Source organism: Qipengyuania sp. HL-TH1 (assembly GCF_036365825.1).
In the GTDB taxonomy this organism is placed as follows: Bacteria; Pseudomonadota; Alphaproteobacteria; order Sphingomonadales; family Sphingomonadaceae; genus Qipengyuania; species Qipengyuania profunda.
Genome location: NZ_CP142675.1, coordinates 368,247 through 383,293 on the forward strand (window position 1 = coordinate 368,247; position 15,047 = coordinate 383,293).

At 64.5% G+C, this 15,047-nt stretch carries 12 protein-coding genes, 1 tRNA gene and 1 pseudogene; 11 read left to right on the plus strand and 3 right to left on the minus strand.

Going from position 1 to position 15,047, the window contains the following annotated elements; all coding sequences use genetic code 11:
* Window positions 1-46 precede the first annotated feature (46 nt).
* The 7 genes from VWN43_RS02320 (at window position 47) to VWN43_RS02350 (ending at window position 9,070) form a co-directional block, all read left to right on the plus strand.
* Window positions 47-2,692, plus strand: a complete 2,646-nt coding sequence (locus VWN43_RS02320) for a TonB-dependent receptor (protein WP_320180811.1) — start codon at window positions 47-49, stop codon at window positions 2,690-2,692.
* Between the two features lie 80 nt (window positions 2,693-2,772).
* The gene (locus VWN43_RS02325) at window positions 2,773-4,737 is read left to right on the plus strand and encodes a sulfotransferase (RefSeq protein ID WP_320180810.1); all 1,965 of its coding nucleotides are present in this window, start codon (window positions 2,773-2,775) and stop codon (window positions 4,735-4,737) included.
* 134 nt (window positions 4,738-4,871) lie between these two features.
* Window positions 4,872-5,516 carry an SRPBCC family protein gene (locus VWN43_RS02330; RefSeq protein WP_320180809.1) on the plus strand — a complete coding sequence of 215 codons (645 nt, stop codon included), beginning with the start codon at window positions 4,872-4,874 and terminating at the stop codon, window positions 5,514-5,516.
* Complete coding sequence (locus tag VWN43_RS02335) at window positions 5,516-6,697, plus strand: zinc-dependent alcohol dehydrogenase (RefSeq protein WP_320182138.1); 1,182 nt, start codon at window positions 5,516-5,518, stop codon at window positions 6,695-6,697. Before VWN43_RS02330 ends, VWN43_RS02335 begins: the two co-directional genes overlap by 1 nt.
* Before the next feature lie 2 nt (window positions 6,698-6,699).
* Window positions 6,700-7,494 (plus strand): SDR family NAD(P)-dependent oxidoreductase, encoded by a 795-nt coding sequence (locus VWN43_RS02340; RefSeq protein WP_320180808.1) that lies wholly within the window; start codon window positions 6,700-6,702, stop codon window positions 7,492-7,494.
* Between the two features lie 45 nt (window positions 7,495-7,539).
* On the plus strand, window positions 7,540-8,157 hold the full coding sequence (locus VWN43_RS02345; RefSeq protein WP_320180807.1) for a flavodoxin family protein: 618 nt from the start codon (window positions 7,540-7,542) through the stop codon (window positions 8,155-8,157).
* A gap of 43 nt (window positions 8,158-8,200) precedes the next feature.
* Entirely contained in the window at window positions 8,201-9,070 is an 870-nt protein-coding gene (locus VWN43_RS02350) for an SDR family oxidoreductase (protein WP_320180806.1), read from the plus strand.
* An 88-nt stretch (window positions 9,071-9,158) separates the two neighbouring features.
* Here the strand turns inward: VWN43_RS02350 and VWN43_RS02355 are convergent, their stop codons facing one another.
* Window positions 9,159-9,656: an MgtC/SapB family protein gene (locus VWN43_RS02355; protein ID WP_050599070.1), complete on the minus strand. Its 498-nt coding sequence runs from the start codon at window positions 9,654-9,656 to the stop codon at window positions 9,159-9,161.
* A gap of 253 nt (window positions 9,657-9,909) precedes the next feature.
* Between VWN43_RS02355 and VWN43_RS02360 the strand changes: the two are divergent.
* Together VWN43_RS02360 and VWN43_RS02365 are read left to right on the plus strand one after the other, a co-directional pair.
* Window positions 9,910-10,107, plus strand: a pseudogene (locus tag VWN43_RS02360) (plasmid stabilization protein); the annotation flags it as partial.
* A gap of 14 nt (window positions 10,108-10,121) precedes the next feature.
* Window positions 10,122-10,346: a hypothetical protein gene (locus tag VWN43_RS02365; protein WP_320180805.1), complete on the plus strand. Its 225-nt coding sequence runs from the start codon at window positions 10,122-10,124 to the stop codon at window positions 10,344-10,346.
* Window positions 10,347-10,618: 272 nt separating this feature from the next.
* Here VWN43_RS02365 and VWN43_RS02370 read toward each other — a convergent pair.
* Window positions 10,619-10,693, minus strand: a tRNA-Val gene (locus tag VWN43_RS02370).
* Between the two features lie 79 nt (window positions 10,694-10,772).
* Window positions 10,773-12,653: a signal peptide peptidase SppA gene (sppA, locus tag VWN43_RS02375; protein ID WP_253518849.1), complete on the minus strand. Its 1,881-nt coding sequence runs from the start codon at window positions 12,651-12,653 to the stop codon at window positions 10,773-10,775.
* A 102-nt stretch (window positions 12,654-12,755) separates the two neighbouring features.
* Between sppA and VWN43_RS02380 the strand changes: the two genes are divergently transcribed.
* Together VWN43_RS02380 and VWN43_RS02385 are read left to right on the plus strand one after the other, a co-directional pair.
* A complete protein-coding gene (locus VWN43_RS02380) occupies window positions 12,756-13,781 on the plus strand; it encodes an aspartate carbamoyltransferase catalytic subunit (RefSeq protein ID WP_320180804.1) in 1,026 nt (341 codons plus the stop codon).
* On the plus strand, window positions 13,778-15,007 hold the full coding sequence (locus VWN43_RS02385) for a dihydroorotase (protein WP_330768057.1): 1,230 nt from the start codon (window positions 13,778-13,780) through the stop codon (window positions 15,005-15,007). The genes VWN43_RS02380 and VWN43_RS02385 overlap by 4 nt, the downstream gene beginning before the upstream one ends.
* Window positions 15,008-15,047 lie beyond the last annotated feature (40 nt).

Sequence of the window (15,047 nt, forward strand, 5' to 3'; positions counted from 1 at the left end):
GTCCGCGAGGCAATTGAGACATAATCGAGAGCGAGGGCTTCCCGAAATGAAATATCTTGTAAGCGGTGCGTCGTTGGGCGCGCTGGCTATTGCATCCGCCGCACCTGTTGCGGCGCAAGACACCGCACCTGCCACGCAGGAACGCCAGGGCGGCGTCAACGTCATCATCGTGACCGCGCAGAAGCGCAGCGAAGATTTGCAGGACGTGCCCGTCTCGGTTTCCGCGATCGGCGAAGAAGGGCTCGAAGAGCTCGCCATCGACACCTTCGAGGATTACCTTGAGCAGCTGCCGACCGTCACTGCGGGCGGTAGCGGCCCGGGCCAGAGCACGATCTATATTCGCGGCCTCGCCTCGACCACGCCCAACCTCACCACCGCGGGCGTTGCGGGGCTCGCGCCCAATGTCGCCATGTATCTCGACGAGCAGCCGCTTGCGCAGCCGGGCCGCAACCTCGATGTCTATGCCGCCGATCTGGCGCGGATCGAAGTGCTCTCGGGTCCGCAGGGCACGCTGTTCGGTGCCAGTTCGCAGGCCGGCGTCGTTCGCCTGATCACCAACAAGCCCGACCTTGGCGGCTTCGACGCCGGGTTCAACACCGGCGTGTCCTTCACCAAGGGCGGCGAGTCGAGCTACAAGGTCGATGCGATGGTCAATGTGCCCGTCACCGACACCCTCGCGCTGCGCGGCGTGGTCTATCTCGACGACCAGGGCGGCTATGTCGACAATGTCGCGGGCACCCGCAACGCCAGCGAAAGCGCCCGCTTCCGTCCCGCCGGAACGGTGCGTTCGAACGGCGTGCCCGTCAGCCCGCTGCGCGGCGGCTTCCAGGCCGGCGCCGACCTGTCGAACGTGAGCTTCATCGATGCCGACAACGCCGGCATGGTCGAAGACGATTTCAACGACACGCAATACGCCGGCTTCCGGGCGACCGCGCTGTGGGAAATCACCCCCGACTGGACCGTGACCGTCGCGCATTCGCGTCAGAGCGTCGAAAGCGATGGCGTGTTCTTCGCCGATCCCGAGCTCGGCGGGCTCGATGACCTCGAGATCCAGCGTTACGAGGAAGACCGCCTCGAAGACGACTTCTCGAACACTAGCTGGACGGTGGAAGGCCGCCTGGCGATGCTCGATGTCGTCTATACCGGTGCCTATACCGACCGCGAAACCGAACAGCGCGTCGACTATTCCGACTATCTCTTCGTCGGCCAGTACCTGCCGTATTACATCTGCGACGGCAGCGTCAGCTATCCCGGCGCGGCCGATCCGAGCGGCACCTGCCAGGCGCCCAATCTCTATGTGACCTCGGCCAGCAAGACGACCGTGTTCACGCAGGAACTGCGCTTCAGCACGCCGGCGGAAAACCGCTGGCGCGTGACGGCAGGCGGGTTCTATTCGGACCTCGAGCTGAAGGAACGCAATGACTTCGCCTATCCGGGCAATGTCCTTGCGCAGCCCTTCGGTCCCTTCGCCCCGAACTTCCCGCAGGAAGGGTTCACCACCGATCCCGGACCGTTCCCCGCCGAAACGATTTTCCGTAACGACATCCGCCGGACGGACGAACAGTGGGGCATCTTCGGTGAAGCCAGCTTCGACATCGTGCCCGACCTGCTCACCGTCACGCTGGGCGCGCGCTATTACGATATCGAAGTCGATTTCGAAGGCAGCGCCAACGGCAGCTTCTGCAACAGCGGCGCGGCCACCGATGCCAACGCCTTCGGCACCGATCTGAACGATCTCTACGATGGCGACGGCGAATACACTTTCATCGGCTCGTGCGATGCCTCGCTGCGGCAGACCTTCGACCTCGATGACAGCCTTGCCGACATCCAGGCCGCGGGCCTTTCGGCAACGCAGGCGCAGCAGGTGTTCAACGCCGTCCGCGCGCCCGACACGGCCAAGACCGACGGGTTCATCTACAAGGCGACGGCAACGATCACCCCGACCGAAGACCTGCTGTTCTACCTGACCTATTCGGAAGGGTTCCGTCCCGGCCTGCTCAACCGGCCCGGCGGCGCGACCAATGGCGCGGGCTTTACCGTGCCGTTCGAACTCGAAACCGATGAAGTCAAGAACTACGAACTGGGCTGGAAGCTCGATCTTGCCGATGGCCAGTTCCGCTTCAACGGCAGCGCCTTCTATGTCGACATCAGCCGTCTGCAGACGACGATCTTCGATCCCTCGATCACCAATCTGTTCTTCTCGGCCAATGCCGCGGATGCGCGGATCAAGGGCGTCGAGGCGGACTTCACCTTCGCGCCCTATTCGGCGCCGGGGCTGACGGTGGCGGGTGCCGTTTCGGTGCTCGATACCGAGATCACCGAAGTGCTGATCCCGACGTCCGACGTCGTCGAAGGTTCGGACCTCGCGTTCGCGCCGTCGTTCCAGGGCAATTTGCGCGTCCGTTACGAATGGGACCTGTCTGCGACGCTGGGCGCCTATGTCCAGCCGCAGGTCAGCTATTCGGCGTCGAAGTTCACCGATGTGATCGAGATCAACAAGCTCGAGCTCGACAGCTACACCGTGGTCGATTTCGCCGCCGGCATCACCTCGGACAATTGGAAGTTCGAGCTGTTCGGCGACAATCTGTTCGACGAACGCGCGCAGATCTCGGGCAATTACGTCAACGATCGCGCACGGATCAGCACCAACCGTCCGCTGACGGTCGGTATCAGGGTCGGCTACGACTACTGATCCCTGCCTTTGGAAAAACGGGGCGGCGGGGGCGAACACGGGTTCGCCTCCGCCGTTTCTCTTTGTAAGGGTCGCAGGCAATGACGACACGCGACGACAGACTGGCGCGGGCGCAGCAGGCGCTGCAGGCGGGCGATTTCGCGAAGGGATCGGCGCTGGTCGAGCCTTTGCTCGTCGATGATCCGGCGGATGGCGAAGCGCTCTACCTGGCCGCGGTCGCGGCGCGTTATCTCGAACATTTCGACGAGGCCGACCGGCATCTGGCGGCGCTCCATGCCGCCATGCCCGAATACGGCCGCGCATGGCAGGAAGCCGGACATCTTGCGCGCGCGACGGGCGATATCCCCGCCGCCATCGCCGCTTTCGGCCGCGCCACACGGTTCAATCCCGCGCTCGATGCGAGCTGGCGCGCGCTGGCCGAGCTCGAACAGGGCCGGGGGCGCCCTGCCGAAGCACAGGCGGCCCGCGCGCAGGCCGAACGTATCGCCGCGCTCCCGCGCGAACTGGTCGCGGTCACGCACCATCTTCACGAAGGCCGGTTGCTGCGGGCAGAGGAAATCTGCCGCCATTTCCTGCGCGCCAATCCGCGCAATGTCGAAGGCATGCGGCTGCTCGCGCAGATCGGCATCAAGCTGGGCATTCTCGACGATGCGGAGTTCCTGCTCGACAGCGCGCAGGCGTTCGAACCCGACAACATCCAGATCCGGCTCGACTATATCGATGCGCTGCGGCGGCGGCAGAAATTCGCGCAGGCGCGCGAACAGGCCGAGGCACTCCATGCGCGCGATCCCGATAATCCGCTGTTCCAGTCGCATTTGGCGATCGAGAGCATGCAGACCGGCGATTACGAACGCGCCTTCGAACTGTTCGATGCCGTGCTTGCCACGCTGCCGCGCGATCCCGCGACGCTGACCAGCAAGGGCCATGCGCTCAAGACCACCGGCGCGCAGGAGGATGCGGTCGCCAGCTACCAGGCGGCGCTCGCGGCCAAACCCGACCATGGCGATGCCTGGTATGCGCTCGCCAATCTCAAGACCTATCGCTTCACCGACGACGAGATCGAACGGATGCGCGAGCAGGCGGCGCGTCCCGATCTCGCCTTCATGGACCGGGTCCACCTGTCCTTCGCGCTGGGCAAGGCGCTGGAGGACCGCGGCGACTACGCGGACAGCTTCGTGCATTACGAGCGCGGCAATACGCTCAAGCGCGCGCAGACTCGCTACAGCGCCGACGCGATGAGCGCCGAACTGGCCCGGCAGCGCGACATCTGCACGCCCGAGCTGTTTGCCAGACATGAGGGCGCGGGCGATCCCGCGCCCGATCCGATCTTCATTCTCGGCCTGCCGCGCGCGGGTTCGACGCTGCTCGAGCAGGTGCTCGCCAGCCACAGCCAGATCGACGGGACGCTGGAACTGCCCAATATCCTCGCGCTGGCCCACCGCCTGCGCGGCCGCCGGGCAGGGCAGTCGCGCTATCCCGAAGTGCTGCATGATCTGACCGCCGAACAGCTTTCCGCCTTCGGCGCGAAATTCATCGAGGATACCCGTGTGCACCGGCAGGGCGCGCCATTTTTCATCGACAAGATGCCCAACAATTTCCGCCACATCGGCCTGATCCACCTGATCCTGCCCAATGCGAAGATCATCGACGCGCGCCGCGCGCCGATGGATTGCTGTTTCTCGGGCTTCAAGCAGCTGTTCGCCGAAGGGCAGGAGTTCACCTACGGCCTGCCCGAGATCGGGCGTTACTATGCCGATTATGTCGAACTGATGGACCATTGGGACACGGTGCTGCCAGGCAAGATCCTGCGCGTGCAGCATGAAGACGTGCTCGATGATCTCGAAGGCCAGACGCGCCGCATGCTCGACTATCTCGGCCTGCCGTTCGAGGACCAATGCCTCGCCTTCCACACGACCCGCCGCGCGGTGCGCACCGCGAGCAGCGAACAGGTTCGCCAGCCGATCAACCGCAGCGGACAGGACGCATGGAAACCCTACGCGCCATGGCTCGCTCCCTTGCGCGAGGCGCTAGGCGAGCACGGCTGAGGCCCGCACGCGGCCCGCAGCACCGCCGAACAGTGCCTCGGTAGGATTGACCCCAACCCACCAACGCCTCGCCGAAAATGTCCGGAACTGTTTGAGCGGGAATTCGCTGCGTCATCATGTCGCGGAGAAAATCTATGTCTCAAAATTCCAAAATCGGCGCCGGATTGGGCGGCGTCGTTCTTACTGCCGGAGCGATCGCATTCGGAGCGTTCCTGTCCAACAGGCACCAGAATCGCGGATATGACGATGCCGCCAACCATACCAAACGCCGGCCTGAAGGCGACAACGCGCAGGTCGGCAGATCGGTAACCATCCGCAAGCCGCGAGCCGAACTGTTCGCATTTTGGTCGGACTTTTCCAACCTGCCGCAATTCATGGAGAATGTGGAAGCGATCGAAGCCGGCGCAGACGGAGCATCGACCTGGCGGATCAAGGCCCCCGCGGGTCAGACGGTCGCGGTGAAAACCGAAATCGCCAGCAAGAAGCATGACGAGCTGATCGCCTGGCGCTCGGTCGAGGAGTCCGAGATCGAAACCAGCGGCGAGGTTCGCTTCGAGGATGCACCGGGCGAGCGCGGAACCAGGGTCAGCCTGGTGATGGCCTACGACCCGCCCGCAGGCGCGCTCGGCCGAGCGGTGGCGAAGCTGTTCCTGCGTGAGCCGCAGGTCCAGGCCCGGCATGATCTGAAGCGTTTCAAGATGCTCATGGAAACCGGGGAAATAGCGACATCGGCGCGAACGCGGGACGAAACCCGTGCAGCCAAGCAGGAGAACGGATGATGCGAGCACTTACCTGGCATGGAACCAACGACGTTCGCGTGGACACGGTCAGCGATCCGGAAATCATCAATCCCCGCGATGCGATCATCAAGATCACCAGCACGGCCATCTGCGGGTCCGACCTTCACCTTTACGATGGCGTCATTCCCGGCGTGGCGCCGGGCGATGTGCTGGGCCATGAATTCATGGGCGAAGTCGTCGAGACGGGGTCTGCGAGCAATCTGAAGAAAGGGCAGCGCGTCGTCGTGCCGTTCACGATCAGCTGCGGCGGCTGTTTCCACTGCAAGCAGCAGCAGTATTCCGCCTGCGACAATTCCAACCCGGCTGAAAAGCAGGATATGTCGGCGACGCTGTTCGGCCAGCCGATGGCCGCGCTGTTCGGCTATTCGCACCTGACCGGCGGCTATTCCGGCGGACAGGCCGAATACGCCCGCGTGCCCTTTTCCGATGTCGGCCCGATCGTCGTTCCCGACCATCTGGAGGACGACAAGGTGCTGTTCCTTTCGGACATCCTCCCGACCGGCTGGATGGCGGCGGAAAATGCCGACATCCAGCCCGACGATACCGTTGCGGTGTGGGGCTGCGGACCGGTCGGATTGTTCGCGATCCAGTCGGCCATCGTGATGGGCGCATCCAAGGTAATCGCGATCGACCACTATCCGAACCGCCTGGCGCTGGCGAAGCAGCTGGGCGCGGAGATCATCGACTTCCGCGAGACCGATGTGCGCGAGGCCCTGATGGAAATGTCCGGCGGGATCGGCGTGGATGCCGTGATCGACGCGGTCGGCATGGAATCGCACGGCTTCGCGATCGACAACATGTTCGACGTGGTGAAGCAGAAGGTCGGCATGGGCGCCGACCGCGCGAGCGCGCTGAAGCAAGCGATTCTCGCGGTCCGGTTCGGCGGCAAGGTCTCGATCCCCGGCGTCTATGGCGGGATGACCGACAAATGGCCGCTCGGGGCGATGATGGAAAAAGGCCTGCAGGTCCGCGGCGGCCAGACACATGTCCAGAAATATACCAAGCAGCTGCTCGAGAAGATCGAGGATGGCACGCTCGATACCACGTTCCTGATCAGCCACCGGCTGCCGCTCGAACAGGCGGCCGAGGGCTACAAGAACTTCAAGGAGCAGCAGAATGAATGGACCAAGGTCATTCTGAAGCCCGGGATGGAGAACTGATCATGGCCGGGAAGATCGACAAGCTGTCCGGGCTGTGCGTGATCACCGGTGCTTCGAGCGGCATCGGGCTAGAGCTCACGAAGCTGGCGGCCCGCGATGGCTGCGACCTGATCCTCGCCGCCGACCGCGATCTTGGCGCGGCCGAAGCCGCCGCGCGGCAGTGCGGTGCCGCAGGTGTCGAGACGGTCGAAGCCGATCTCGCCACTCGCGATGGCCTCCAGGCCCTCATGACGGCGCTCGGCGACCGTACGCCCGATGTTCTGCTGGCCAATGCCGGCCATGGGCTGGGCGAAGCGTTCCTCGATCAGGAGTGGAAGGACATCGCCCATGTCATCCACACCAATGTCACCGGCACGACCTGGCTGCTGCACCATGTCGGGCAGAAGATGCGGGCGAAGAATGCCGGCCGCATCCTCGTGACCGGTTCGATCGCGGGGCACATCCCCGGCGCGTTCCAGCTCGTCTACAACAGCACCAAGAGCTACATCGATTACTTCTGCTTCGGGCTGCGCAACGAGCTCAAGGATACCGATGTCGTCGTCTCGTGCCTGATGCCGGCTCCGACGGATACCCAGTTCTTCGACCGCGCCGGGCTCGAGAACACCGATGTCGGCAAATCGGACAGCAAGGACGATCCCGCCATGGTCGCCGAGGCGGGCTACAAGGCCCTTCTCGAAGGCGACGCGCACACCGTCAGCGGCTTCATGAACAAGATCCAGGATATGTTCGCCGGCGTGATCCCCGACACGGTGCTGGCACAGATGCACCGGCGCATGGCCGAACCCGACGATCGCTAGGCCCGCGCGCCTTCGCCAATCTGCAAGAAACCGAGGAGAACACCTATGCCTCTCACCGCCATCGCCCTGAACTGCTCGCTCAAGAAATCTTCGGGCGAAGCAAGCTCGACCGACGCCATGATCGCCGTGCTGAAAGAGCATCTTGCCGAGCAGGATGTCGAACTGGCCGAAACCATCCGTATCGCCGATTACAATGTCCCCCCGGGCGTAACGTCGGACGAGGGTGAGGGTGACGACTGGCCGGGTATCCGCGAAAAGATCCTGAACCACGACATCCTCGTTTTCGGCGGGCCGATCTGGATGGGCCAGATCGGGTCGGTCGCCAAACGCGTGCTCGAACGCATGGATGCCTTCACCAGCGAAACCGATGACCAGGGCCGGATGCCGAGCTTCGGCAAGGTGGCGATTGCCGCGATCGTCGGCAATGAAGATGGCGCGCACTGGAGCTCGGCACAGCTGTTCCAGTCGCTCAACGACACCGGCTGGACGATCCCGGCGGGCGCGGCTTGCTATTGGGTCGGCGAGGCGATGGGCAGCATCGACTTCAAGGAGCTGGCCGAAACCCCCGATGCGGTGACCGAGACTGCGCAGATGTGCGCGATCAATGCCGCGCATCTCGCCAAACTTCTCGCAGGCGACACCTACCCCGGGACGAAGTCCTGACGGCCCGGAACGCTCACATTCCGTAATCTCTTGGGAGACCATCATGGGACAAGGAACCACCAACCGGATCGAGCCGCCCCTGCCTGAGCAGCAACAGCGTGTTCCGGGCGCGACCGAGGCAATGCACCCCAAGCCCGATCACGGCGAAGACAGCTACGAGGGCTCCGGCCGTCTCGAAGGAAAAAGGGTCGTCATCACCGGCGGTGACAGCGGGATCGGTCGCGCGGTCGCAATCGCCTTCGCGCGCGAAGGCGCGGATGTGCTGATAGCCTATTTGTGCGAGGATCACGACGCGCAGGAAACGAAGGAATGGGTCGAAAAAGCCGGGCGCAAATGCGTCCTTATGCGCGGCGATATTAGCGATGCGGCGCATTGCCGGGCGATAATCGACCAGGCTGTCCGCACCTTCGGCGGCATCGATGTGCTGGTGAACAACGCTGCCCATCAGATGACTTTCGAGACATTGGAGGACATTCCCGACGAGGAGTGGGAGCGGACCTTCGCCACCAATATCCACGCGATGTTCTATCTTGCCAAAGCCGCCTTGCCGCACATGGGCGAAGGCAGTTCGATCATCAATTCGGCATCGATCAATTCCGACCAGCCCAATCCTACGCTGCTCCCCTACGCGACGACGAAGGGGGCGATCCAGAATTACACCGCAGGCCTCGCGCAACTACTGGCAGACCGGAAAATCCGGGTGAATTGCGTCGCGCCCGGGCCGGTTTGGACACCGCTTATCCCCTCGACGATGCCGCAAGAGAAGGTCGCCAAATTCGGGAAGGATTATCCGCTTGGCCGCCCTGCGCAGCCCGCCGAACTCGCGCCTCCATACGTCATGCTGGCGAGCGATGAAGCGAGCTACATCTCGGGAGCCACAATCGCCGTTACCGGCGGCAAACCGATGATGTGACCTCCCGGCTAGCCCGAGTAAGGGGGCGACACAGCGCGGCCGACCAGTTTGGGCTGCTCCGACGAAGATGCGGGTCCGCCGCGGCCCCCTATTCGTCGGGCGACCTTCCGATCGAGCGCGCGATGTTGCGATCCTCCTTGCCGAACTTGTCCTCCGCAACCCGCAAGACCGTGATCATGATCAGGCTGACTACGGTGAGAATCGCCACCAGGGGCCATTGCGCAGCACCGCAGGCAATACCCACCATGGTCGCCAGCCATAAATGGGCCGCCGTCGTCAAATTGTGGAGCTGGCCCTTGCTGAAGACGATCAGACCGGCCCCGATTATCCCGATGAACGCTCCGGCTGCCTCGAACAGTCGCAGAGGGTCCATCCGCGGACCGTCGAGCTGATGGTACAGGGCCATGATCGACACGACCATGGCCGCAGCCGAGACACAGATCAGGCCATGCGTTCGCATGCCGGCGGCATGGCCGCGCCATTCGCGATCTAGTCCCAGCACCAGACCGAGAATCGCAGCCACGCCAAGCCGGCTGATGATATCCCAATCGAGCCATTCGAGGGATGTGACAGGATTGAGTTCCATGGTTCGCTATTCCGCTTTCTGCCCGGGTCCCGGGATGGGGTCTTTGCGCTGGCCGCAAGCTGATAGGACAACCGACCCGAGTGCTGCAATTGCCGGGTGGGATGCTCTCTCCTGTAGACAGCCGTGCAGCGCCCCTACGATAACCCGTTGCAAAGGTGAGACAATCTCTTCGTGGGACCCTTGCCCCATACGGGGTTGCTCATATATTTTCTTGGTGCGGACGGGTTCTCGATACGAGACGAGGAGAAACGTGATGGCAAAGGGAGACAAGGACAAATACACCGACAAGCAGAAGCGCAAGGCCGAGCACATCGAAAAGAGCTATGAGGACCGCGGCGTGTCGCGGGAAGAGGCCGAACGCCGCGCCTGGGCGACCGTCAACAAGGAAAGCGGCGGCGGCAACAAGTCCGGCTCCGGCCGGGGCGGCCAACAGAATTCGCGCGAAAACGGGGCGGAAAGCAAGTGATGCATAGTTACAAGCTGCGCGCCCGCGATGATCACGATTCAGTGATTGAAGAAATCGATTTCGAATGTCTTTCGATTGCCGGCGCTCTGGACAAGGCCAAGGCCATGGTCAAAGCTGGCCAAGCCGATCTCTACCAAGATGGCGCGCCGATCTGTTCTATGGAACTGGTGGCGGCTACAGGCGTGTGGCTGGTTGGAGAACCGCGTTCTGATCTTGACTGCTGAAGGGCACTTTTAGCCAAGCAGCCCGCGGACCGCTGGTAGTCTCCGGCTCTGCGTCTGCTTTTCGAATTCGCGGCGCGCGATAGCTAAAAGGGCATCCAAAAGTAGCCGTAAACGTCCGGGATGGGGGCGCTTAGCTGACCGGCAGATTCCACCAAGAGCAGCCTGACGGAATGTGGCGGGGAGATAACCGCCGATGTTCGCCGAGGACCACCCACGTTTTTCACGTTCTTTTCATGGAAACCCCGACCATCTCCTCTAAGTCACTGAAAAGATGGTGGGCGCGGCAAGGATTGAACTTGCGACCCCACCCGTGTGAAGGGTGTGCTCTACCACTGAGCTACGCGCCCGCCCGATGGTGCGCGCGGGCGGAGCCGCGGCAGGGCAGGGGCGCGCCTTTACTGTGCGAATCGGCGCATGGCAAGCACCCTAGCCGAACAGCAGCGCAGCGATCCGCGCGAGCCAGCCGTCGGGCGCCCTGGCCTGCGATTGCCCGGCGTCCGGCGAAGGGCAGGCGAGGCAATAGGCCTGCGCGCCCTTGGCACCGAGCAGGCGGTCGGCATCGGCGGCGACCTGCGTCACCACGCTCGCCTGTCCGCGCGCCATGCGGGCGAAGACATCGCCGCCCGATCCGGTTTCCTCGCCATCGCCGATCAGCCATTGCCGCAGCAGCGTGTCATAGGTCGACGGGTTGGTGCCGAGGTAGACGACATGCCAGTCGCTGCCGAGGTCGGCCTGCGCGGCGGTCCACGCCAGCGCCTCTTCCATGCCCCCATATTCATCGACCAGCCGCAACTGGCGTGCGGTTCCGCCATCCCAGACGCGGCCCTGGCCGACCGCATCGGCCTGGTCGCGTGTCATGCCGCGCGCTTCGCCGACGCGGTCGAGGAAATCCTCATATCCGTTTTCGATGAAGGCCTGCAGGATCGCGTCGGTTTCGGGGGTGAAGCCGCCGATCAGATCGGGCTGGCCCGACAGCGGCGTGGTGCGCACGCCGTCGCTGGTGACACCGGCTGCGGCTGCGGTTTCCTCGAAGGTGGGGATGACCGCGAAGATGCCGATCGATCCGGTGATCGTCTCGGGCTCGGCAAAAATGCGATCGGCGGGGGTGGAAACCCAATAGCCGCCGCTCGCTGCGACATTGGCCATCGAGACTGCGATCGGGATGTCCTGCGCCTTGTGGCGCAGCACTGCCTCGCGGATCAATTCGCTGGCAAGCACCGATCCGCCGGGAGAATCGACGCGGACGACAAGTCCGGCCAGCTCGTCCTCGAGCGCTTCGTCGAGCAGCGCGGCGATCCGGTCGCCGCCCGCCACACCGGGGCCGGCCTCGCCATCGACGATTTCGCCCGCCACGGTAATCACGCCAATCGGGCGGCCGGGGGTCGGCAGCGGATTGTCCTCGAGCCACACCGCGAGCCTGGTGTGCGGATAGGCATTCGCGCCGTCGCCCCATTCGTCTTCGCCGACCAGCTCCACGACGCGCTGCTCGAAGTCGGCGCGGCTGCCGATCTGGTCGACCAGCCCGGCCTGCAGCGCGGCCGTGGCGAGGTCGCCCTGCGCGGCTTCGATCCAGGCGACCGGCTGCGTGGTGATGCGTTCGATATCCGCCGCCGGCCGCGCCTTCTTGAGATTGGCGCGATATTCTTCCCACAATGTCTCGTAGAGCGCACGGGCGTTTTCGCGCGCCGGGTCGGACATGTCGGCGCGGCTGTAGGGTTCGACCGCGCTCTTGTAGTCGCCGACCTTGTAGACCCGCGCGTTGACCTTCAGCCGGTCGAGCAGACCGGCGTAATAGAGCCGTTCGCCGCCCGGGCCGGCGACGACCGCGCCGCCCATCGGGTTGACCCACACCTCGCTTGCATGCGCGGCCAGCAGCATGCCGTCGTCGCTATAGGCGGTGGCATAGGCGAGTACGGGCTTTTCCGCCGCGCGCACGCGGTCGAGCGCTTCGCCGATTTCCTGCAGATGGACCTGCCCGCCGCCCATGAAGCGGTCGAGATCGAGCACCACGGCCGAAATCCGTTCGTCCCCCGCCGCCTCGTCGAGCGCATGGACGAGGTCGCGCGCCTGGTATTCGCCCATCGGGGTCTGGCCCGACAGCAGCGCCTCGAGCGGATCGATCCGCGTCCGTTCCTCGACCACCACGCCGTTGAGATCGAGCAGCAGCGCTCCGTCGCGCACCGCAGCTGGGCTGGGGCGCGCAGTCAGCACTGCGAACAGGGCGGAGAAGAACAACAGCATGAACAAAAGGACGAGCCCGTCCTTGATACCGACCAAAAGGCGCCACACTTTTCCGGCGAACTGCATGCGTAAAATCTCCTGTTGCGGGAGAGTTAGGGGAGGGCGTGGCGCTTTGCCACCGGAAAGCGCTTGAGCACATGATACCCCTCGACTAAGGGCGTGGTCTCAATGACATCGACGGAAACTTCGCCCCCTGCGGCCCGCTATCCGGCGGGTGCGCTCGCTTTCCCGCACCGCGACCTGATCGGGATCGGCCAGCTGGAGCGGCACGAAATCCTCTTCCTGCTCGACGAGGCGGAGCAATGGGTCGCGCTCAACCGGCAGCCGACCAAGCACGAGAACGTGCTTTCGGGTCTCACGGTCATCAACGCCTTCTTCGAAAACTCGACGCGGACGCTGCTGAGCTTCGAAATCGCGGGCAAGCGCCTTGGCGCCGATGTGGTCAATATGCATGCCGCGCAGTCGAGCGTGAAGAAGGGCGAGACGCTGATCGACACCGCGATCACGCTCAACGCCATGCGCGCCGATGCGATCGTCATCCGCCACGGGTCGAGCGGGGCGACGCAGCTGATTGCCGACAAGGTCGACTGCCCGGTGCTCAATGCGGGCGACGGGCAGCACGAACACCCGACCCAGGCCTTGCTCGACGCGCTCGCGCTGCGGCATGCCCTGCGCGACCGGGGCGAGACGGCGGACGATTTCACCGGGCTCAAGATCGTCATCTGCGGCGATATCCTGCACAGCCGGGTTGCGCGTTCCAATTTGCTCTGCCTGCAGGCGCTCGGTGCCTCTGTGCGGCTTTGTGCGCCGCCGGCGCTGATGCCGGTGGGGATCGAGGCGATGGGGGCGGAAGTGTTCCACGATTTCGATGCGGCGCTCGACGGCGCAGATGTCGCAATGATGCTGCGCCTCCAGACCGAGCGGATGAGCGGCCAGTTCATCCCCTCTGCCCGCGAGTATCACCACCTTTATGGACTGACTGCAAAGCGCCTTGAGAAAGCCTCGAAGGACGCGCTCGTGATGCATCCGGGTCCGATGAACCGCGGGGTCGAGATCGACAGCGAGGTGGCGGATATGATCGACCGGTCGATCATTACCCGGCAGGTCGAGATGGGCGTCGCGATCCGCATGGCCGCGCTCGACGTGCTCACCCGCCGTGCCCGCGGCGTGACCGGCTGGGGAGACGCGGCATGAAGCAGCAAACTCCGCTGACGATCACCGGCGGCCGGCTGGTGACACCCGACGGCGTGCGCGAAGGCGCGCTGCGGCTGGTCGACGGCTGCATCGAGGCGATCGGCGGCGAAGCGCAGGATGGCGATGAGATCGTCGATGCGAGGGGCCGTCTGGTTGCCCCCGGTCTGGTCGATCTCGGCGTGTTCGCAATCGACAAGCCGGCTTTCCATTTCGGCGGGATCACCCGCGCGGCGCTGATGCCCGACCAATCCCCCCCGCTGGATCTGCCCAGCCGGGTCTCCTACATCGCCAAGAGCGGCAAGCCCGATTTCTGGGTCCATCCGCTCGCCGCCGCGACCCGCGGGCTCGAAGGACGCGAGATCGCCGAACTGGGCCTGATGCGCGCAGCGGGCGCACGCGGCGTGGCCACCGGGCGGCAGTGGATCGCAGATTCGGGGGCGATGCTGCGACTGCTGCAATATGCCGCCATGCTCGATCTGGTGGTGGTCGCCCATGCCGAGGACGCCGCTCTGGTCGGCAGCGCGGTCGCCACCGCGGGTGAAATCGCCACGCGGCGCGGCCTGCCAAGCGCACCTGCCGAAGCCGAGGCAATCGCGCTCACCCGCGATATTGCGCTGGCCGAGATGGCGGGCGCACGGATCCATTTCCGCCAAGTCACCACGCGGGCAGGGCTGGATATCGTCCGCCAGGCAAAAGCGCGCGGACTACCCGTCACCTGCGGTGTCACCCCGGCGCATTTCATGCTCTCCGATCTGGCGACGGTCGATTTCCGGACCTTCGCCCGGCTGTCGCCGCCGCTCCGCACCGAGGACGACCGCCATGCGGTGCGCGAGGCGATCGTCGACGGGACGGTCAACGTCATTGCCAGCGGTCATGATCCGCGCGGCCCGGAAGACAAGCGGCTGCCGTTTGCCGATGCCGAGCCGGGGATGGCAGGGGCCGAGACGCTGCTGGCGATGACGCTGTCGCTGGTGCGCGACGAGCTTATCGATATGACGCGGGCCTTCGCGCTGGTGGCGACGGCGCCCGCGCGCATCCTCGGGGTCAATGCCGGAGCGATCGCAGTCGGGCTCGAAGCCGATATCGCCATCGTCGATCCCGACCAGCCCTGGGTAATCCAGAGCGCCCGGATGGAAGCCACCGCCGGCAATACACCGTTCGACGGCCAGCCTACGCAAGGGCGTGTGAAGACACTGTTCAAGGGCGGCGTCCGGATCCACCACTAGGCGCCACGAAAAACCCCGCCCGGATTGCTCCGGACGGGGT